Origin of the sequence: Rhizobium sp. WSM1274, from assembly GCF_025200775.1 — a bacterium.
GTDB lineage: Bacteria > Pseudomonadota > Alphaproteobacteria > Rhizobiales > Rhizobiaceae > Rhizobium > Rhizobium leguminosarum_I.
The window spans coordinates 4,635,467-4,653,871 of record NZ_CP104138.1 but is presented as its reverse complement, the minus strand read 5'-3'; the positions used below and the strand labels follow the sequence as shown (position 1 = coordinate 4,653,871).

Genomic DNA, 18,405 nt, shown 5'->3' with positions numbered 1-18,405 from the left:
TTAGCTCGGATAGAGTTCGGACGTCCGGCCGGCGAGGTAATATCCCACCAGGCCGCACCATTCGCGGATCGCCGTCGCCATGTTCTGCGCATTGAGGCTCGGCTGGGTGAAATCAAACCCAGGCCTCACCTGGCCGTCGGTGCGATAATCGGTCGGCCAGGGCACGATATCGATGCCGAGCTTGCGGAAGATGCCGACGGATCGCGGCATGTGAAAACCCGAGGTGATCAGCAGGCAATTGGAAAGGCCCTGGCTTGCCAGGAATTTCTTGGTATTGACGGCGTTTTCGAAGGTCGTTCGCGATTGCCTCTCTTCGATCAGGCGATCCCTGCCAACGCCGAAGAGCGGGAAGAAACGCTCGGAGGCGGCCGCATCGCCTTCATAGATGCCTGAGATGGAGCCATCGCCGCCCGATACCAGGATACGTGACTGCGGAAATTTCTGCGCGAGCCGCAAGGCTTCGACAAAGCGATCGGCTCCGTCGTTGAATTCTATGCCGTGGCGCGCCGTGTTCACCTCGTTTTCGAAGCCGCCGCCGAGCACGATCATGCATTGCAGGCTATCAGGATCGGCAGCGGGCTTGGCGAAGCGCTCCTCGAGGCCCTGCATCAAGAGGTTTCCGGTGGTGGTGTAAAGCGTCACGAAAAGGATGAGGGCCGAACCAGCTGCGCCGAGAATACTTAGGGTACGCCAGCGCAGGAGGCCGGCAATCAGGGCAAGCAAGATGAGGAAGAATGCCAGCGACAGCGGCTGAGCGAAAATCCAGACAAGCTTCGAAAACAGGAACAAGACCTACTCCTTTGAGGATAAACGGCGGTCCTTCCTATCCGATTCGACGGTAACAGGAATGCGACGGTTTTATTTCGCGTGCGTGATGGCCGATCCGCTCGGCGCGATCTTCTGATTGAAGCGCCGCTGAAGCGGGCGCGGGATGAGCATTGCGACCAGTGAAAGCATCATGGCGAAGAGGGAGACCAGCCACAGCGCATGCGCTCCGGTCAGTCGCGTCAGGACGGCGCCGACGATCGCGCCGAGCACCATGCCGCCCCAGGGCACGATCTGGATCGTCCATTCGACACGACGATCGCCGATGATCCAGCGGCCGATGCCGCGGCCGAAGCGCGACAGAGCGCCGGTCACATAGGTCAGGCCGATCGGCAGGCCTTCGATGTGCTCGATTGCGGCGTTCACCATGCCCATGGAAAAAACGATCATGTAGAACCGCACGAACAGCATGTTCTGCACTGTCATCACCGAGGCGAGCGCCAGAACCAGGGCGACGCAGCCAAGCACCACAAAAATGCGGCGCTGCGAAACATGGGAGATGACGATACCTGCCGCATTGCCAAGCACGAAGACGATGATGGCAGAGATCAGGACAGCCGCGTGATAAAGATTGCCCTCGCTCAAGGCGAGTGCGGCACGCGTCGTATTGCCTGTCATGAAGGAAACGAAATCGCCGGTGAGCAGAAGACCGGTCGCATCGGTCATGCCGGCCAGAAACGAAATCGAGCCGACGAGGGCGAGCCCGGTCAGGGTTCGGCGGGTACGGATGATGCGGCGTCGTCTTGATCTGGTCATTGGCTGAAGGTCCCGGAGCCGAATCGCTGAGATTCCAGCAACAAGCATACATCCTCGCATTGAGGAATTGGCAAAGGCGATCGGAAGGGGTGGGCGATTTGAACGGCAAGAGACATTTTCGGCCATAGAGGCAGCGTTGCTTCAGATCGAAGCTCCGTAAGCGTTTACGTCAATCAACGCGCAACCCGTCGATCGGTGCTGCGCAATTGTCTGATCGGCACCTTAGGGAGATCAAAAGGCCCAAAGGCAAACTCCCCAAACGTTACAATACGATCGTCATGTCACTCATCCTCTCGCTGCTGATGACATCCGTCGTCTCGGCGATCCGCATCGTGAGGGCACAGGGCCTGACCGCGCCTGCACTTGCCATGTGGCCCTCCACATGGGCGCTCTCCTGGGCGATCGGCTTTCCCGTGCTGCTGTTGGTTCTGCCAGTGGTCACGCCAGAACCAAGCCGGCAATTCCGGCAAAAGTCGCGACAATGCCGGCGATCGCGAAACGAACTGCATAGGCGATGCTCCCCATGCTTGCTGCAAGAACAGCTTTCGCAAGCAGATTGGCGAACGCGGCGACCGCTATGGCGCGAGCGGCCGCATCCGCCGGCACCTGGATGGATGACAATTTAGCCACGGCAAGTGTAATCGCATCGAGATCGCCCAGTCCCGTGATGAACGCAAGGGCGAGCAGCGACTGGTTTCCGAAGACGTTCAGGGTCACGCGCGTCAGGACTATCACGACGGCGAGAACAAGCGCGAAACGCAGCACAACCATCACCTCAAGTGGGTTTCGCGGCAAGAAATCAGTGCTGTCATCCGGGCGCCGCCACGATGCGGCGAGGCCGCCTGCCATGGCGAAGATCACAGCAGCTGGAGCGAGCGATGGAACCAGTTCCTTGAAAACAGCCGGTGCAACGACGCCGCAAATCAAAAGCACCCGGGCGAGGGAAACGGCGCCCGCCAGCATCGCTCCCGCTGAAAGCAATGGTGAGAGGGCAGGCATCTGTGTCGACTGGCGGGCAAAGGAAAGCGTCAAGGCCGTCGACGAGACAATGCCGCCGCTTGCCCCGGTCAACAGGATGCCGGCGCGGGCGCCGCTGAGCCTGATCAGGATATAGCCGGCAAAGGAAACAGTTCCCACCAGGATCGTCAGCATCCAAAGCTCAAAGGGGTTGATCGCCTGCCAGGGGTCAACCGGCTGATTGGGAAGGATCGGGAGGATGACGACCGTCATCGTCAGGAGGATCAGGGCGGCCCTGAGCTCGAGCCAAGTCAATTGACGAAGAAATCCATGCAATGGTTCGCGCGCGGCGAGGAGCGCTGTTATTGCAACAGCGCTTGCCGCCGTTGCCGTCATATCCGCAACGACTGCGCCGAAGCCCAGCGCGAAGACCGTTATTGCCGCAATGGCACCGGTTGCGCTGTAGTCTTTGTCATGTGTTGCCTGCATGCGGCTGAAAAGGAGAATTGTGACGCAAAAGGAAGCAAAGATGGCCGTCGGCAGAATTGGCCCCGTCACGGGCTGTAGGAAGCCGCAGAAGCCGCCCAGGAAACTGGACAGGCCATAGGTGCGGATCCCCGCTACCCTTTTGCCCGACGCGGCCTCACGATCCTGCCAGCCGCGCTCGATGCCGACCAGAATACCAATCGCAAGCGCGAGACTGAGGCGCTGGAAGGCTTCTTCGGTCGTTACCATGACGTGATCATCCGATGGGTCCAGACGTTGCCGGCCCATCCAATCGTGAAGGCACCTGCGCCGTATATGTCATTTCGTCATCCGCAAGCCGTCGTTCAGCGGCGTTCAGATAGGTTTGCTCCGCGAAGTGCCCATACGCCGAGAACAACGAGGAGAATGCCTGAGATGAAAGCATTCCAAACGAGGAGCGGCTCTTGAACGTACTGGAGGATCCATGGCGAGGCGACAAGCCAGACACCGATCAGAAGATTGACCCATTCTTCCCAAAAACGGTACGATGCCAGAGCAGCCAAGCCTAGGATAGCGATAGCGGTTCCGCAGACAAGGAAATTCCAGGCGGCCGACCCCATAGGCATGGAGTCCGGACTAAATCTTCCGAATACCCAAGGAGAACTGATGAGCCATATTCCCACGATAAAGGCGATGTGGTCTTGCCAACGGCGACGGTTCATTGCTGATCTCCTTGCTCTCCAAGAGCCATTCACAGTCATGCAGCTCAGTTCATGGCGTCGGATCGACATTCCTTGCAGCTGAGGAAATTCCCTGGCTGCCGCTTTGGACACCGGCGATATCAGAGCCGGCCCAGCGCGTCGTCCGTGGACGCCTCTCCGAACTGGTCGAGCGCCTCTTCGAGATAATCCGGCAGAAGGGGCAGACCGAGAAGATAAGCCGCCGTGCGCGTATTGTGCGCATCGGCAGCCAGGCTGCGCAGTTCATCCCAATCATCGACATTCCCATCGCCTCGGCCGAGCCATGCCAAGGCGACCAGGTCGATCTGTTCGTCTTCGTTGAGAGCCCAGATTGCACTCCTGAGCTCCGTCTCGACGGGATCGTCGTCATGGTCCTCCAGCACTTCGATCATCCCGTCGTCACTCGGATTCGAGCCCGGATCGGGTTCAGTGACAACATCCTTGACGTCGAACTGCTTGCCCTTGAGGATGAGAAAGCGGACGGTCTCCGGCGAAATGCTCGGCCTCCATGCCTCGTTCACAGCGTCATTCATGAAGTGGCCTCCGCGCACGTTATTTCATTTGAACTATACCACGATGTGACATGGAATGCCGATGCATTGAGAAGGTCAATCTGGGCCGTCGTCACGTAACGAAAACGGCAAACGAGAATGGGCAGGACGTATCCTTGACGCGCGTTCATGCCGATTGACGCGTTTTCAAAAGGGTGCCGGTTTGCGAGGTGAGGAGAAGCTGATGCAAGCAATGATTTTGGAAAGGATCGCGACCCCCTTGCGTCTGGTAGAGCGCGCTAATCCCGTGCCTGGAACGGGCCAGTTGACGTTGAGGATCGAAGCTTGCGCCGTCTGCAGGACGGATCTTCACGTCTGTGACGGCGACCTTCCGAACCCGAAGCTTCCACTCGTTCCCGGCCATGAGATCGTCGGCATCGTCGAGGCCGTTGGGGAAGGTGTCGCGCCATCACGCATAGGGCAAAGGGTTGGTGTGCCCTGGCTCGGCCACACATGCGGCTGCTGCTCGTTCTGCCGCACCGGAGATGAAAATCTCTGCGACGAGCCGCAATTTACCGGCTATACGCGCGACGGAGGTTTTGCCACCCATGTGGTTGCCGACGCAGATTATGCATTTGCACTTGACGGCGAGGCCGATCCGGTCGCTCTTGCGCCGCTGCTATGCGCGGGTCTCATTGGCTGGCGTTCGCTGAAAAAGGCTGGTGACGGTGCCCGGATCGGTCTTTACGGATTCGGTGCAGCCGCCCATATCATCGCGCAAATATGCCGCTGGCAGGGCCGTCAGGTCTATGCTTTCTCACGCACCGGCGATGAGGCAGCGCAACGTTTCGCGCTCAGCCTTGGCGCTTCGTGGGCGGGAAGCTCGGATGAACCTTCGCCCGTCATGCTCGACGCGGCAATCATCTTCGCTCCGGTCGGCGAACTCGTGCCGGCAGCGCTGAAGGCGGTGCGCAAGGGCGGCAGGGTCGTCTGCGGAGGCATCCACATGAGTGATCTTCCGGCTATGCCCTATGCGCTGATTTGGGGGGAGAGAAGCGTTGTTTCGGTCGCAAATCTCACGCGCAAGGATGCGGAGGAATTCTTCCCCATCGCCCGCCAGGCAGGCATCAGAACCCATACGATTGTCTATCCGCTTACCGAAGCCAATAGGGCGCTTGACGACTTGCGTGCCGGCCGATTGAGTGGAGCGGCCGTCTTGAAGCCTTGAGCCACGGCCTATTGCTGGGGCGTTGCAGCGCGACCAGGAGCGCTTCGGTCCGGGGATCGAGATGAGAGCGGCTGACAAGCGCGATCGGATGACGCCGTGGAGCGGAAGGGCGGGGCAGGCTGCGGCGCTGACTGCCGGCTGTTTGCTCGAATGCAAGTCCGGCGCCGTAGGAGAAGAAAAGCCGGTCACGGGCGGGTGCATAGGGCGATATTGACAGCAAACTCGTCTCGGCCTTTTATGAATTCCTTCGTGCCGTCGAGCGGATCGATTACGAGAGCGGAATCTGAGTCCTTGCGGGCCTCGAAGACATGGCTGTCTTCTTCGCCGGGGCAGGCATTGCCGGAAAGACCGCCAGGCATGCTGCGCGCAGGATGTCATTGCTGGCAAGATCGGCGGCGGTGACGGGTGAACCGTCCTGTTTGGCTCTTACCGCAACGTCGTCGTCCTGCAACGCGAGCGCGGCATCGCCGGCTTTCCGGATCACCGCGATCAGCGCTTCGACAAGCTGCCTTCTCGAAGACAGGTTGATTTTCACCCCGCGACCCCGGTCTCGCTTTCGTTCTGAGATGTGGCGGCGGTCCGAGCATTGATACGGGTCAATGTATTGTCGCGGAGGCAGGGCGATGCTTTCGATAGTGCGGCATGTCAGCTGAAAGTTTGCAGATGATCACGGAAGACCAGTCGGCAACCGTTTCCTTTCTCAACGACGCATTGCCCCAGGATGGGCAGCCGGTCGAAGTGCTCGAGACGCATATCTCGCGCATTTTTCTTGCCGGGGACCGCGCCTACAAGATGAAGCGCGCCGTGAAGCTGCCCTATGCCGATTTCTCCTCGGCGGAGAAAAGGCTGGCGACATGCCGGAAAGAGGTGGAATTGAACGCGCCCACGGCGCCCGGCATCTATCTCGGAGTCAGGACGATCACGCTGGAAAAGGACGGTGGCCTTGCGCTTGATGGTCAAGGGACCCTGCATGATGCTCTGGTGGAAATGCGGCGTTTCGATCAGTCGCTGCTACTCGATCATATCGCCACCTCCGGCGGATTGACGTCGTCGATGATGACATCCCTTGCAAGGGCGATCGTCGGCTTTCATCGTCTCGCGCCGGTCATGAGTGCCAACGGCGGGGCGGCGAGCATGGCTGCGGTGCTGAAGGTCAATAAGGCCGGCTTTGCGACTAGCCATATCTTTTCCGCCAAGGAGATCGAGGAACTGACCGGGGCCTTCGAGAGGCACCTCGCGCGGCTCGCCCAACTCCTGGACCGGCGGGGGCTGGCCGGCAAGGTCCGGCGTTGCCATGGCGACTTGCATCTCCGCAATATATTCTTGCTTGATGGCGAACCATGCCTGTTCGATTGCATCGAGTTCAACGATCAGATTGCCACCACCGACATTCTCTACGACCTAGCCTTCCTGCTGATGGATCTCTGGCATCGAGGGCATCCCGAGTTCGCGAACCTCGTGATGAACCGTTATCTCGACGAGACGGACGAGGACGACGGTTTTGCAGCACTGCCGTTCTTCATTGCCGTACGCGCTGCCGTGCGGGCTCATGTGATCGCCACTCAGGCGGAGGATGCAGGTGATCGTGCGGCGATGTTGACCGATGAGGCGCGCTCCTATTTCCAGCTCGCCCGGTCTCTCCTGCATCAGGTGCCGGGACAACTCGTCGCGCTCGGCGGCCTCAGCGGATCGGGAAAGACGACGCTTGCAGAAGTGCTGGCGCCGCGGATCGGCCTCGCGCCGGGAGCACGTATCATCGAAAGCGACCGCATCCGCAAGGCAATGCACGGCGTTCCGGCAGAGACGAGGCTGCCGAAGGCCGCGTACCGGCCAGAGGTCTCGGCAAAGGTCTATCAGGAGATGGCCTGGCGCGCCCGTCTCATCCTTGCGGAAGGCAGTTCGGCGGTGGCCGATGCGGTTTTCGACAAGCCGGTCCACCGGCGGATGATCGAGGAAGCGGCGGAAGAAGGCCACCATCCCTTTTCGGCCTTCTGGCTCGAAGCCGATCCGGCACTGCTGTGGCAGCGCGTTGCGGCACGGGCTGGCAGCCCCTCCGACGCGACGGTCGATATCCTGGCGCAGCAGTTCGCGCATGAGACGGGCGCCATCGCATGGCCGCGCCTCGACGCCACGCAGCCCGCCGAAAGGCTCGCCGAGGAGATCATGCTGCGCACTAAGGCAAAAGTCATCGAGCCCGTCCCCTGTCAGCCGGCAGACCGCTCGTCCTGAGCCGCATCAGCCGTCCGCTGGCGCGACCGCATGATGCCGTCAGGCGAAATGACTGGCATAGTCAAGCTGAAGCCAACGCCCTGCTTTCGTCGCCGGACGATTACGGATCGAACAGCGTTCCGTTTTCACCACGGGCCGTGCTGACCTTCAGCGCGTTTTGACGCGGCCTTCTCACCATTGCGATTTGCGTTAGGTCAATGAGCAAATCTCGCCCGCCGCTAATGTACATTTCGTGTTCAGAGGAGGCACGCCATGATCGTAAATGACCGTGAGCTGGCGGACTATTTTTCCGCGCTCGCCAACGTCAGCCGTTTAGCCGTGCTGCGCACGCTGGCCAAGGGTGAGATCTCAGCCACGGAACTCGCCACAAGTGTCGGGCTCAGCCAGTCGGCGCTATCGCACCATCTGAACGTGCTGAAACGTCAGCAGGTCGTCAAGGCGCGCCGCGAAGCTCAGACAATCTATTATTCGCTCGCCAGCCATCGAAGCGAGAAAGCCGTCTCCCTTCTCAACGGCATATTGTTTCCCGACGGACTCCAGATGTCGATGTTCGGCTTCCCGGACTTCAGCCCCGAGGCCGCGTGAAGATCGCGATCGGCCGGCGCATCGATCCTGCCAAAGCAGCCAGCCGCAGCCTAGCTGTCAGATCCCACAGTGCGATGGTCCGATCAATTCAGCCGGATGGGAGGAACCACTATGGGCCAGGTTTCGCGTAGCAGACCGGTTGGCAAAAGGAGTTTGGTGGAGCTAAGCGGGATCGAACCGCTGACCTCTTGCATGCCATGCAAGCGCTCTCCCAGCTGAGCTATAGCCCCATCAAGGCGGTCCGGCTCGGGGCCGGTCCTGGGATACTCGTAAGGCACGTGCCCTGCGGAGTGGCGGCTTATTACTTCCGGTTTCCGGAGATAGCAAGCCTAAAAAAATGCGGCCCGGAGAATTTTTTCCTCGCCGGGCCGAAATGCGGTCTCAGACTTCGTCTTCGTCGCCGGTCACGCCGATGATATCGCTCATGTCGTCATCATCGTCATCTTCGTCGGGTGTGAGGAAGGTATCGTCGTCGTCATCGCCTTCGATTTCGACATCGTCATCGCCGATATCGGGGATGTCGTCGCCGCCGGCGGCGTCATCGGCATCTTCCAGCGAAACCAATTCGACTTCGGTGTTTTCAGTATCGACTTCCGCGACCTCGTCTTCCTCGGCAACTTCGGCGATCGCCGAGGTTTCTTCGAAGAAGGACAGAGGGTAGGACTTGCCGGTATAAGGAGAAACGATCGGATCCCGGTTCAGATCATAAAACTTCTTGCCGGTTTCCGGATCGGTACGCTTGGTTCCAAGTTCCGCTTTCGCCACTATAAGCCTCGTGTGAATAGCCGAATATGAGATTCGGCAGATGCCGTTCAAGCCGGCGTTCCATCGGAATTTATAAGCCGGTCCCCTTAATCGCTGTGGCTTCCCATGTCAAAGCCAAACTTTGCGATCGGAGCGCCGGGTTTTTGGCAAGCCGACGGATGACCGCCCGGCACGTTTATGTTAACGAGCCGCAACAGCTGCAGAAGCGGACGGGAATTGCGACCGGCCAAGCCTGCCTTGCAGCAAAAATAGACTGCGTTTGCAAAGGATTACGCCATGCTGCACGGCTCTGCGCCCAGGCCCGCCATCGCCCGCAAATCCGCCAGTCTTACAGGCAGCGTCCGCATTCCGGGCGACAAGTCGATCTCGCATCGTTCCTTCATGTTCGGCGGGCTTGCTTCCGGCGAAACGCGGATCACCGGCCTGCTCGAGGGTGAGGACGTGATCAATACCGGCCGGGCAATGCAGGCGTTGGGCGCCAGGATCCGCAAGGAGGGTGCGCAATGGGTGATCGACGGCACCGGCAATGGGGCGCTGCTTGCGCCTGACGCGCCGCTCGATTTTGGCAATGCCGGCACCGGCGTGCGGCTGACCATGGGCCTCGTCGGCACCTACGACTTTCACTCCACCTTCACAGGCGACGCCTCGCTTTCGAAACGGCCGATGGGCCGTGTGCTCGCTCCGCTGCGCGAAATGGGCGTGCAGGTCAGCGCATCCGAAGGCGATAGGCTGCCGGTGACGCTCAGAGGCCCGGGAACGCCGAGCCCGATCCGCTATCGGGTGCCGATGGCATCCGCCCAGGTGAAATCCGCTGTGCTGCTTGCCGGCCTCAATACGCCTGGAGTCACCACGGTCATCGAGCCGGTGATGACGCGCGACCATACCGAAAAGATGCTGCAGGGTTTTGGCGCCGCCCTTTCCGTCGAGACGAACGGGGATGGCGTCCGCACGATCCGGCTCGAAGGCCGCGGCAAGCTTAAGGGCCAGGTGATCGACATTCCCGGCGATCCTTCCTCCACCGCCTTCCCGCTGGTTGCGGCGCTGATTGTTCCCGGCTCCGACATCACCATCGTCAACGTGCTGATGAACCCGACCCGCACGGGGCTGATCCTGACGCTGCAGGAAATGGGCGCTGATATCGAGGTGGTGAATGCACGTCTTGCCGGCGGCGAGGACGTGGCGGATCTGCGCGTGCGCCATTCCGAGCTCAAGGGCGTCACCGTTCCCGAAGATCGGGCGCCGTCGATGATCGACGAATATCCTATTCTGGCCATCGCTGCCTGTTTCGCCGAGGGCGCGACGGTCATGAAGGGGCTGGAGGAACTGCGCGTCAAGGAGTCCGACCGTCTTTCCGCCGTCGCCGACGGGCTGAAGCTGAATGGCGTCGACTGCGACGAGGGCGAGGATTTTCTCATCGTGCGCGGCCGGCCAGACGGCAGGGGCATCGGCAACGCCGCCGGCGGCCAAGTCCGGACGCATCTCGACCATCGCATCGCCATGAGTTTCCTTGTCCTGGGGCTTGCCTCGGAGCATGCTGTGACGATCGACGACGCGGCAATGATCGCGACCAGCTTTCCGGAATTCATGCAGCTGATGACCGGCCTTGGAGCGACGATCGAGCTGGTGGCGGAATGATGTGCCAGCCACCATTCCGCGAAGACAACCTCATTCGCCGTTTCGGCGCGCTGCCGCAGGATTGATCATATGACAAACGAGACCTTCACCATCGCCATCGATGGCCCGGCGGCGGCCGGCAAGGGCACGCTTTCACGCCGCATCGCCGACCAATACGGCTTCCATCATCTGGATACCGGCCTGACCTATCGCGCCACGGCCAAGGCGCTGCTCGATGCCGGCCTGCCGCTCGACGATGAGGCGGTGGCGGAAAAGATCGCAAGAGAGGTTGAGCTCGCTGGATTGAATCGTGATATACTTTCTAAACATGAGATCGGCGAAGCCGCATCGAAGATTGCCGTCATGCCGGCGGTGCGTCGGGCGCTGGTCGAGGCGCAGCGACGGTTTTCGACGAAAGCGCCGGGAACGGTGCTCGATGGGCGCGATATCGGCACGGTCGTCTGCCCGAATGCGGCGGTGAAATTCTATGTAACGGCGTCGCCGGAAGTCCGCGCAAGACGCCGTTATGACGAGATCCTCTGCAAAGGCCTGACGGCGGATTTCGATGCGATCTTCGAGGAGGTCAAGCGGCGCGACGAACGCGACATGGGACGGGCCGACAGCCCTTTAAAACCAGCTGATGATGCGCACTTGCTTGATACGTCGGAAATGAGTATAGAAGCCGCGTTTCAAGCTGCTCAATCGATCATCGATGCGGTCTTGAGCCGAAATGCCTAAATTCAAGCGATTTTGCGTGCTCTGAGCATGGATCGCTTCTCATACAGCAAGCCTGAAATTCCGTCCAAGCGCCGGATTGCCTTCGTAGAGAGGGCGGACTGGGTTCAGGCCCGTTCAACGCAAACCAACCGGCGCATACGTGTCCGCTTCCGTTTTAGGACACGCAGGAGATTTTATGTCAGTAGCTACCCCCTCCCGCGAGGATTTCGCGGCTCTTCTCGAAGAGTCCTTTGCCAAGAACGACCTGGCCGAAGGCTATGTCACCAAGGGCATCGTCACGGGCATCGAGAAGGACGTCGCCGTTGTCGACGTCGGCCTGAAGGTTGAAGGCCGCATCGCGCTCAAGGAATTCGGCGCGCGCGCCAAGGACGGCCTGTTGAAGGTCGGCGACGAAGTCGAAGTCTATGTCGAGCGCATCGAAAACGCGCTTGGCGAAGCCGTTCTGTCGCGCGAGAAGGCTCGCCGCGAAGAAAGCTGGGTCAAGCTCGAAGCCAAGTTCGAAGCTGGCGAGCGCGTCGAAGGCGTGATCTTCAACCAGGTCAAGGGCGGCTTCACGGTCGACCTCGACGGTGCGATCGCCTTCCTGCCGCGTTCTCAGGTCGATATTCGTCCGATCCGCGACGTGACTCCGCTGATGCACAATCCGCAGCCCTTCGAAATCCTCAAGATGGACAAGCGCCGCGGCAACATCGTGGTTTCGCGCCGTACGGTTCTGGAAGAATCCCGTGCCGAGCAGCGTTCTGAAATCGTTCAGAACCTCGAAGAAGGCCAGGTTGTTGACGGCGTCGTCAAGAACATCACCGATTACGGTGCGTTCGTTGACCTCGGCGGCATCGACGGCCTGCTGCACGTCACCGACATGGCATGGCGCCGTGTGAACCATCCGTCGGAAATCCTGAACATCGGCCAGCAGGTCAAGGTTCAGATCATCCGCATCAACCAGGAAACCCACCGTATCTCGCTCGGCATGAAGCAGCTCGAGAGCGATCCGTGGGATGGCATTCAGGCCAAGTATCCGGAAGGCAAGAAGATTTCCGGTACCGTCACGAATATCACCGACTACGGTGCATTCGTCGAGCTGGAGCCGGGCATCGAAGGCCTGATCCACATCTCGGAAATGTCCTGGACCAAGAAGAACGTTCACCCCGGCAAGATCCTGTCCACGAGCCAGGAAGTCGAAGTCGTCGTTCTCGAAGTCGATCCGTCCAAGCGCCGTATTTCGCTCGGCCTCAAGCAGACGCTGGAAAATCCGTGGGCAGCATTCGCCCGCAGCCATCCGGCCGGCACTGAAGTCGAAGGCGAAGTCAAGAACAAGACCGAATTCGGCCTGTTCATCGGCCTCGACGGCGATGTCGACGGCATGGTGCACCTCTCCGACCTCGACTGGAACCGTCCAGGCGAACAGGTCATCGAGGAGTTCAACAAGGGTGATGTCGTCAAGGCCGTCGTTCTCGACGTCGATGTCGAGAAGGAACGCATCTCGCTCGGCATCAAGCAGCTCGGCAAGGATGCAGTCGGCGACGCCGCTGCTTCTGGCGACCTACGCAAGAATGCAGTCGTTTCCTGCGAAGTCATCGCGGTCAACGACGGTGGTGTCGAAGTGAAGCTCGTCAACCACGAGGACATCACTTCGTTCATCCGCCGTGCCGACCTCGCCCGCGACCGCGACGAGCAGCGCCCCGAGCGTTTCTCGGTCGGCCAGGTGTTCGACGCCCGCGTCACCAACTTCTCCAAGAAGGACCGCAAGATCATGCTGTCCATCAAGGCTCTGGAGATTGCGGAAGAGAAGGAAGCCGTTGCCCAGTTCGGTTCGTCCGACAGCGGCGCTTCGCTCGGCGACATCTTGGGCGCAGCCCTGAAGAACCGCGGCGGCGAATAAGCCTCGCATCCGCCTTTGAATTGAAGAACCCGCCGGAGCGATCCGGCGGGTTCTTCATTTTCAGGCGATGAAAAGTGCTAGAGCGGTTCAGCTTTTAACGGAGCCCAGAACCGCTCTATCCTCTTGTTTTTACGCAATCCCGGACGGAAAACCGCTTCGCACTTTTCCTGGAATTGCTCTATTCCCAGCCGACCATGCGCTGATAGAGCGCATAGACCGGGTCGTCGGCCACTCCTGGCTGATAGACCGATGGTTCGGCATCGATCATCCTTGGCGTCCTCCGCTCGGGTGCGGCGGCGGTTTCTTCAGCGTCGGGCTCGGCATCGCCGCCGTCGGACTGCGCCTGCTGCTGATCCTCGGACGCGTCGTCACGGTGGTGCTGATGCTGGTGGTGCGTTTCGCCTGCCTTCTCGTTCGACGGCGTATCCTTGGCGAACTGGTAGGGCAGCTGGCTATAGGCAAATCCCTCCGGCATCCTTGCCGCCAACGGCACATAGGAAGCCTCGGCCATCTCGGGAACCGGCCTCATCTGCGGTTGCGCGGAGATTTCTTTCGGCTGACGGGCGGCAGCAGCCGCGGCCTCGATATCCATCTGCGATGGGCGGAGTGCTGCGGATTGGCGAGGATCGGGTGCGGTGAATTCGGCCGGCTGCCTGGTCAGGGTTTCGGTCGCATCGCTGATGACGGCGTCGTCGAGGATCGTATCGATCTCCACCGCCGCCTCGACGGGAACATCCTCCAACACGGTCTGGACGTCTTGTTCGCGGATGATGGTGACGATCATCTCGGAGACTTCTTCGGTCATCGAGGCGACAATTCCTGCCCAGTTCCTGGGAATGACAGGATCGACCTTTTCCGACATCGCACTGGTTTGGATGGCACCCGGCTCTGGCGGTGCCAGCGTATCGTCGGCCGCTGCTGCTTCCGTCGGCAACGGTTGCCCGGCTTCGATCTCCCGCGGCGCAGATTTTTCCGGGGCGATCTCCCTTGCCGTGACAGGGGCGGATTGAGCCCGGTTCTCAGCCTTCGGCGATTCCAGATCGGCAGCTTCCACGGCTTCGGCGATGATCGCTTCTTCGACGGTCGCCGAAGCTGCGGCCTCGATCAGCGAATCGGCCGACGCGGGCGCCGTGTCTGCCGGCTGGCGCATGGCGGCAGGCAGGCTGTCCTCATGCAGGCTTATCTCGGGCAGCCGGATCTCGGGGCGAGCTTCGGCGCGCATCGGCGATGCATCGTTCTGGCCATAGGAGCGGACGACGGCGCGGGCGGCGAGATCGCGATCCTTATAGCGGACGATCTCCAGATAGGCGACGACGCGGGCGGCTTCAGGGCCTGTCGGGTTCTTCAGGGCCTCGGCGATCGTCCGGAGCGGCACGCTATGCCCATTCTCGGTGAGCTGGCGCTCGACCTCGTCGATCCTGGCGGTTGGCAGCCGCCGGATGGCATCGGCGAGCCGAGAGGCGAAGGCAAGATTGCTCTCGTCCTCGCCACGCTCCAGCGAGATCGAGCGGCCTGCCGCATCGATGACATCGAAAAGGGCTTCGACCATGCGCTCGCGCGCCGCAAGGAGCAGAATATTGAGCTTGCCGGCAATGGCGGAATTGAGGTCTGCGGCTTCGACGGCGTTGACAGGCGCGGGGGCAATCACCGATTGGCCGAGACCACTGGCGACGATCGCCGCTGTCTGACCCTGGGACGAAAAGCTTGCATTGGACGCTGCACGAACGGGAGTCAACATGGCATGCTCCTTTCGTAAAGTGACGATGAAAGCAGGCTCTAGAAAAGGACCGCGCTCATCCGGTCCCCTTGCATCCCAGCAGATCCTCCTATCCGCATGACGCAGTTCCGGCGTCATCGAAATGCATAAAAATTAACAGGAATATTAATGAACAGGCGTTAACGAATCGCTAACGGCCGCCGGCAAGCCTGCCGCACGGCTATTGGCAAACGCAGAATGAAAGCAATTCGCTCAGCTATGGGCGAAGATATCGGCATCTTCCCAGCCGAGCAGGTCGAGCTTGGCGCGGGTCGGCAGGAATTCGAAGCAGGCCGTCGCATGATCGTAGCGGCCATCGCGGATCAGGCGTTCGGTCAGCTTATCGCGCAATGCATGCAGATAAAGCACGTCGGAGGCGGCATATTCGAGCTGAGCCGGGGACAGCGTCTCGGCCGCCCAATCGGAAGATTGCTGCGCCTTGGAGACATCGACGTCGAGCATCTCCTTGAGATTGTCCTTGAGGCCGTGGCGATCCGTATAGGTCCGGATCAGGCGCGAGGCGATCTTGGTGCAGAAAACTCGGGTCGTCGTGACACCGAAGGTATGGAAGAGCACGGCAATATCGAAGCGGCCGTAATGAAAGATCTTCTGATGGGTGGGGTCTTCGAGCAGGGCGACGAGATTGGGCGCCTCTTTCTGACCGGCGGCGATGCGGATGATATCGGCGGTGCCGTCACCCGGCGAAAGCTGGACGACACAGAGCCGATCGCGGCGCGGCACAAGGCCGAGCGTTTCGGTGTCGATTGCAATCGCGCCGGTGTAGCGGGCGGCATCGGCCGCGGAAATATCGCCTTCGTGATAACGTATGGTCGCTGCCATGAGATTGTCTTTCGTTCGAATGCATCCCCTACAGCGCCGCGCGTCTTTTATGACGCGCAAAGGACGCTGTAGCACTTTGAATGGCTGCTTAATTTTATCCTGAAATCGATTCCGATTTAAGAATTTATCCAGCAGCCCTATAGCGCAATGGCGCAGAGTGCGAAACCGCTTTCCAGCCGCTGGAGCGCCGTGCGTCCTCCTGGACGCACAAAGGACGCTCTACCTCGTTTCGTCTCCGCATCGTGTTAGCCGTTCAGAATGTCGGCGGGGTGTTGATCCAGAGAAGCACGGTTTCGCCATCGTGGCGGTTGCGCCAGGAATGGTCGCGGCGGCTTTCGAAATAAAGTGAATCGCCGGGACCGAGATCGAAGAACTGATCGCTGTCGAGCACCAGTTCGAGCCGGCCGGACAGAACATGCATGAATTCCTCGCCCTCGTGGCGATAGGCACCTTCGCTGGCAGCCCCCGGCGCCAGCACGAAACGGTGGCAGTCCATCATCCTGCGACCTTCGGCAAGGAGTTGCACCGCGACACCCGGGGTTGTTTCCGGCCACTTGCGCCATTCGCCGGCGCGCACCAGCGCCGGCACGTCCCCGCTTTCTTCACCGGAGAGGCGGGAGACGGTGGTGCCGTAATATTCGGCGAGATCGTGCAGCGTCTTGAAACTGACGCCCTGCGAGGTGCGCTCCAGCGTCGAGAGCGTCGAAGAGCTGACGCCGATGTCGCCGGCCACCTGATCGAGCGTCTTGCCGCTCGCATGGCGCAGGCTGCGCAGTTTGCGGCCGAGGCCGCCATCCTGGCTTGTCTCAGCGCCATCGGCGGAAGGCTCCTCGCTCTCCAGCGCCTCGCGGATTGCCGCGGGATTGAGGCCGCGCTCGACACGATACCAGGAGATGCGCTTCAACCGCGCTACATCGTCGGCGCTGTATTGCCGATGACCGGTTTGCGAACGGCCGGGAACCACCAGACCCTGGCTTTCCCAGAGGCGTAGCGTCGAGGCCGAAACGCCCGCCAGCCGCGCGGCTTCCGCCACCTTGTAGCGCACAGGCCCGTTATCGTTCATCCGCCAATATCCCTGATTCCAATCGCCCCAGAGCTTTCATCAAAAAACGTGATGTTTGAAGCAAAAAATGCCGCTTGTTTTCTTGCAGGAAAAATGTAGGTGTTTTGTATTCACCTTGCAGAAGATATGCAAGATAGTTTTCAAACTTTTCAGCGGAGGAGCCATCGATGAACACGACAAGCCTTACGGACCGGAAGAACGCCGCTATTTCACGCGGCGTCGGCATGACGACCCAGATCTATGCGGATCGTGCTGAGAATGCCGAGATCTGGGACAAGGAAGGCCGCCGTTACATCGATTTCGCCGCCGGCATCGCCGTTCTCAATACCGGCCACCGTCATCCCCGAGTCATCGCGGCGGTCAAGGATCAGCTCGATCGCTTCACCCATACCTGCCATCAGGTGGTGCCCTACGAAAGCTACGTACACCTTGCCGAGCGGCTGAACGCGCTGCTGCCTGGTGATTTCGAGAAGAAGACGATCTTTGTCACGACGGGCGCCGAAGCGGTTGAGAACGCCGTCAAGATCGCGCGTGCCGCAACCGGCCGCTCGGCCGTCATCGCGTTTGGCGGCGGCTTCCATGGCCGCACCTTCATGGGCATGGCGCTGACCGGCAAAGTCGTGCCCTACAAGGTCGGCTTCGGCGCGATGCCGGGCGACGTGTTCCACGTTCCCTTCCCGGTCGAGCTGCACGGCGTTACCGCCGACCAGTCGCTGGCGGCACTGAAGAAGCTCTTCGCCGCCGATGTCGATCCGCAGCGCGTCGCCGCCATCATCATCGAGCCGGTGCAGGGAGAAGGCGGGTTCTACGCCGCACCTGCCGCCTTCATGAAGGCGCTGCGCGAACTCTGCGACCAGCACGGCATCCTGCTGATCGCCGACGAGGTGCAGACCGGTTTCGCCCGCACCGGCAGGATGTTCGCAATGGACCACCACGAAGTGGCGCCCGACCTGACGACGATGGCAAAGAGCCTGGCCGGCGGCTTTCCGCTCGCCGCCGTCACCGGCCGCGCCGAAATCATGGATGCGCCGGGACCGGGCGGGCTCGGCGGCACCTATGGCGGCAATCCGCTCGGTATCGCCGCCGCCCATGCTGTGCTTGACGTCATTGTCGAGGAAGATCTCTGCAACCGGGCCAACCAGCTTGGCGGACGGCTGAAGCAGCGGCTGGAATCGTTGCGCGAGACGGTGCCGGAGATCGTTGATATCCGCGGGCCGGGCTTCATGAACGCCGTCGAATTCAACGACCGGACGACGGGACTGCCGAGTGCAGACTTCGCCAACCGGGTGCGTCTGATCGCGCTCGACAAGGGCCTGATCCTGCTGACCTGCGGCGTCCACGGAAACGTCATCCGCTTCCTGGCGCCAATCACCATCCAGGACGAGATCCTCGGCGAGGCGCTCGATATTCTCGAAGCCTCGATGCTGGAAGCGAGCGCGGACAAGTGATCGCACCGGAACTGGATTTCAATGGC

18 protein-coding genes, 1 tRNA gene and 1 pseudogene are annotated in these 18,405 nt (G+C 60.7%); 8 read left to right on the top strand and 12 right to left on the bottom strand.

Annotated elements, in window-relative coordinates; translation table 11 throughout:
- Both N2600_RS22890 and N2600_RS22885 read right to left on the bottom strand, forming a co-directional pair.
- Entirely contained in the window at positions 1–789 is a 789-nt protein-coding gene (locus N2600_RS22890) for a YdcF family protein (RefSeq protein ID WP_260297477.1), read from the bottom strand.
- A gap of 69 nt (positions 790–858) precedes the next feature.
- Positions 859–1,581, bottom strand: a complete 723-nt coding sequence (locus N2600_RS22885; protein WP_170262720.1) for a YoaK family protein — start codon at positions 1,579–1,581, stop codon at positions 859–861.
- Positions 1,582–1,859: 278 nt separating this feature from the next.
- On the opposite strand from N2600_RS22885, the pseudogene N2600_RS22880 reads away from it, so the two are divergent.
- Positions 1,860–2,021: pseudogene (locus N2600_RS22880) on the top strand (DUF2798 domain-containing protein); the annotation flags it as partial.
- Here N2600_RS22880 and N2600_RS22875 read toward each other — a convergent pair.
- The 3 genes from N2600_RS22875 to N2600_RS22865 all read right to left on the bottom strand — a co-directional run bounded on the left by N2600_RS22875 (position 2,020) and on the right by N2600_RS22865 (position 4,276).
- Positions 2,020–3,273: an MgtC/SapB family protein gene (locus N2600_RS22875; RefSeq protein ID WP_222385675.1), complete on the bottom strand. Its 1,254-nt coding sequence runs from the start codon at positions 3,271–3,273 to the stop codon at positions 2,020–2,022. The pseudogene N2600_RS22880 and the gene N2600_RS22875 overlap by 2 nt on opposite strands.
- Positions 3,274–3,368: 95 nt before the next feature.
- The gene (locus N2600_RS22870; protein WP_017966442.1) at positions 3,369–3,725 is read right to left on the bottom strand and encodes an SPW repeat protein; all 357 of its coding nucleotides are present in this window, start codon (positions 3,723–3,725) and stop codon (positions 3,369–3,371) included.
- Positions 3,726–3,844: 119 nt separating this feature from the next.
- Entirely contained in the window at positions 3,845–4,276 is a 432-nt protein-coding gene (locus N2600_RS22865; RefSeq protein ID WP_017966441.1) for a DUF3775 domain-containing protein, read from the bottom strand.
- A gap of 202 nt (positions 4,277–4,478) precedes the next feature.
- Here N2600_RS22865 and N2600_RS22860 point away from each other — a divergent pair, with 202 nt between their 5' ends.
- Positions 4,479–5,462, top strand: coding sequence for a zinc-dependent alcohol dehydrogenase family protein (locus tag N2600_RS22860; RefSeq protein WP_260297476.1), 984 nt, complete (start codon positions 4,479–4,481; stop codon positions 5,460–5,462).
- Positions 5,463–5,647: 185 nt separating this feature from the next.
- Here N2600_RS22860 and N2600_RS22855 read toward each other — a convergent pair whose 3' ends face one another.
- Complete coding sequence (locus N2600_RS22855; RefSeq protein WP_260059010.1) at positions 5,648–5,731, bottom strand: inositol monophosphatase family protein; 84 nt, start codon at positions 5,729–5,731, stop codon at positions 5,648–5,650.
- On the bottom strand, positions 5,731–5,997 hold the full coding sequence (locus tag N2600_RS22850; protein ID WP_260059099.1) for a hypothetical protein: 267 nt from the start codon (positions 5,995–5,997) through the stop codon (positions 5,731–5,733). Before N2600_RS22850 ends, N2600_RS22855 begins: the two co-directional genes overlap by 1 nt.
- A gap of 107 nt (positions 5,998–6,104) precedes the next feature.
- On the opposite strand from N2600_RS22850, the gene N2600_RS22845 reads away from it, so the two are divergent.
- Together N2600_RS22845 and N2600_RS22840 are read left to right on the top strand one after the other, a co-directional pair.
- The gene (locus N2600_RS22845; protein ID WP_260297475.1) at positions 6,105–7,691 is read left to right on the top strand and encodes a bifunctional aminoglycoside phosphotransferase/ATP-binding protein; all 1,587 of its coding nucleotides are present in this window, start codon (positions 6,105–6,107) and stop codon (positions 7,689–7,691) included.
- 252 nt (positions 7,692–7,943) lie between these two features.
- Positions 7,944–8,276: an ArsR/SmtB family transcription factor gene (locus N2600_RS22840; protein WP_260297474.1), complete on the top strand. Its 333-nt coding sequence runs from the start codon at positions 7,944–7,946 to the stop codon at positions 8,274–8,276.
- Positions 8,277–8,430: 154 nt separating this feature from the next.
- Here the strand turns inward: N2600_RS22840 and N2600_RS22835 are convergent.
- A tRNA-Ala gene (locus N2600_RS22835) sits at positions 8,431–8,506 on the bottom strand.
- A gap of 151 nt (positions 8,507–8,657) precedes the next feature.
- Positions 8,658–9,041, bottom strand: coding sequence for a TIGR02300 family protein (locus N2600_RS22830; protein ID WP_017966434.1), 384 nt, complete (start codon positions 9,039–9,041; stop codon positions 8,658–8,660).
- A 276-nt stretch (positions 9,042–9,317) separates the two neighbouring features.
- Here N2600_RS22830 and aroA point away from each other — a divergent pair, with 276 nt between their 5' ends.
- From aroA to rpsA, 3 genes are all read left to right on the top strand, one after another.
- Positions 9,318–10,676 carry a 3-phosphoshikimate 1-carboxyvinyltransferase gene (gene aroA, locus N2600_RS22825; RefSeq protein ID WP_260297473.1) on the top strand — a complete coding sequence of 453 codons (1,359 nt, stop codon included), beginning with the start codon at positions 9,318–9,320 and terminating at the stop codon, positions 10,674–10,676.
- Positions 10,677–10,745: 69 nt separating this feature from the next.
- Complete coding sequence (gene cmk, locus N2600_RS22820) at positions 10,746–11,393, top strand: (d)CMP kinase (RefSeq protein WP_260297472.1); 648 nt, start codon at positions 10,746–10,748, stop codon at positions 11,391–11,393.
- A gap of 175 nt (positions 11,394–11,568) precedes the next feature.
- Positions 11,569–13,272 (top strand): 30S ribosomal protein S1, encoded by a 1,704-nt coding sequence (gene rpsA, locus N2600_RS22815; protein WP_003544285.1) that lies wholly within the window; start codon positions 11,569–11,571, stop codon positions 13,270–13,272.
- Positions 13,273–13,450: 178 nt separating this feature from the next.
- Here rpsA and N2600_RS22810 read toward each other — a convergent pair whose 3' ends face one another.
- From N2600_RS22810 to N2600_RS22800, 3 genes are all read right to left on the bottom strand, one after another.
- Positions 13,451–15,010, bottom strand: a complete 1,560-nt coding sequence (locus tag N2600_RS22810; protein ID WP_260297470.1) for a hypothetical protein — start codon at positions 15,008–15,010, stop codon at positions 13,451–13,453.
- 231 nt (positions 15,011–15,241) lie between these two features.
- The gene (locus tag N2600_RS22805) at positions 15,242–15,868 is read right to left on the bottom strand and encodes a ribonuclease D (protein WP_017966430.1); all 627 of its coding nucleotides are present in this window, start codon (positions 15,866–15,868) and stop codon (positions 15,242–15,244) included.
- Between the two features lie 253 nt (positions 15,869–16,121).
- The gene (locus N2600_RS22800) at positions 16,122–16,931 is read right to left on the bottom strand and encodes a MerR family transcriptional regulator (protein ID WP_170282644.1); all 810 of its coding nucleotides are present in this window, start codon (positions 16,929–16,931) and stop codon (positions 16,122–16,124) included.
- 167 nt (positions 16,932–17,098) lie between these two features.
- On the opposite strand from N2600_RS22800, the gene N2600_RS22795 reads away from it, so the two are divergent.
- A complete protein-coding gene (locus N2600_RS22795; RefSeq protein WP_260297469.1) occupies positions 17,099–18,379 on the top strand; it encodes a 4-aminobutyrate--2-oxoglutarate transaminase in 1,281 nt (426 codons plus the stop codon).
- The last annotated feature ends 26 nt before the right edge of the window (positions 18,380–18,405 follow it).

What these genes read in the sequence shown, in the direction of transcription:
- N2600_RS22885 (WP_170262720.1), bottom strand. Translation starts at nt 1,581, where the DNA reads ATGACCAGATCAAGACGACGCCGCATCATCCGTACCCGCCGAACCCTG.
- N2600_RS22875 (WP_222385675.1), bottom strand. Translation starts at nt 3,273, where the DNA reads ATGGTAACGACCGAAGAAGCCTTCCAGCGCCTCAGTCTCGCGCTTGCG.
- N2600_RS22870 (WP_017966442.1), bottom strand. Translation starts at nt 3,725, where the DNA reads ATGAACCGTCGCCGTTGGCAAGACCACATCGCCTTTATCGTGGGAATA.
- N2600_RS22865 (WP_017966441.1), bottom strand. Translation starts at nt 4,276, where the DNA reads ATGAATGACGCTGTGAACGAGGCATGGAGGCCGAGCATTTCGCCGGAG.
- N2600_RS22860 (WP_260297476.1), top strand. Translation starts at nt 4,479, where the DNA reads ATGCAAGCAATGATTTTGGAAAGGATCGCGACCCCCTTGCGTCTGGTA.
- N2600_RS22845 (WP_260297475.1), top strand. Translation starts at nt 6,105, where the DNA reads ATGTCAGCTGAAAGTTTGCAGATGATCACGGAAGACCAGTCGGCAACC.
- N2600_RS22840 (WP_260297474.1), top strand. Translation starts at nt 7,944, where the DNA reads ATGATCGTAAATGACCGTGAGCTGGCGGACTATTTTTCCGCGCTCGCC.
- aroA (WP_260297473.1), top strand. Translation starts at nt 9,318, where the DNA reads ATGCTGCACGGCTCTGCGCCCAGGCCCGCCATCGCCCGCAAATCCGCC.
- cmk (WP_260297472.1), top strand. Translation starts at nt 10,746, where the DNA reads ATGACAAACGAGACCTTCACCATCGCCATCGATGGCCCGGCGGCGGCC.
- rpsA (WP_003544285.1), top strand. Translation starts at nt 11,569, where the DNA reads ATGTCAGTAGCTACCCCCTCCCGCGAGGATTTCGCGGCTCTTCTCGAA.
- N2600_RS22810 (WP_260297470.1), bottom strand. Translation starts at nt 15,010, where the DNA reads ATGTTGACTCCCGTTCGTGCAGCGTCCAATGCAAGCTTTTCGTCCCAG.
- N2600_RS22805 (WP_017966430.1), bottom strand. Translation starts at nt 15,868, where the DNA reads ATGGCAGCGACCATACGTTATCACGAAGGCGATATTTCCGCGGCCGAT.
- N2600_RS22800 (WP_170282644.1), bottom strand. Translation starts at nt 16,931, where the DNA reads ATGAACGATAACGGGCCTGTGCGCTACAAGGTGGCGGAAGCCGCGCGG.
- N2600_RS22795 (WP_260297469.1), top strand. Translation starts at nt 17,099, where the DNA reads ATGAACACGACAAGCCTTACGGACCGGAAGAACGCCGCTATTTCACGC.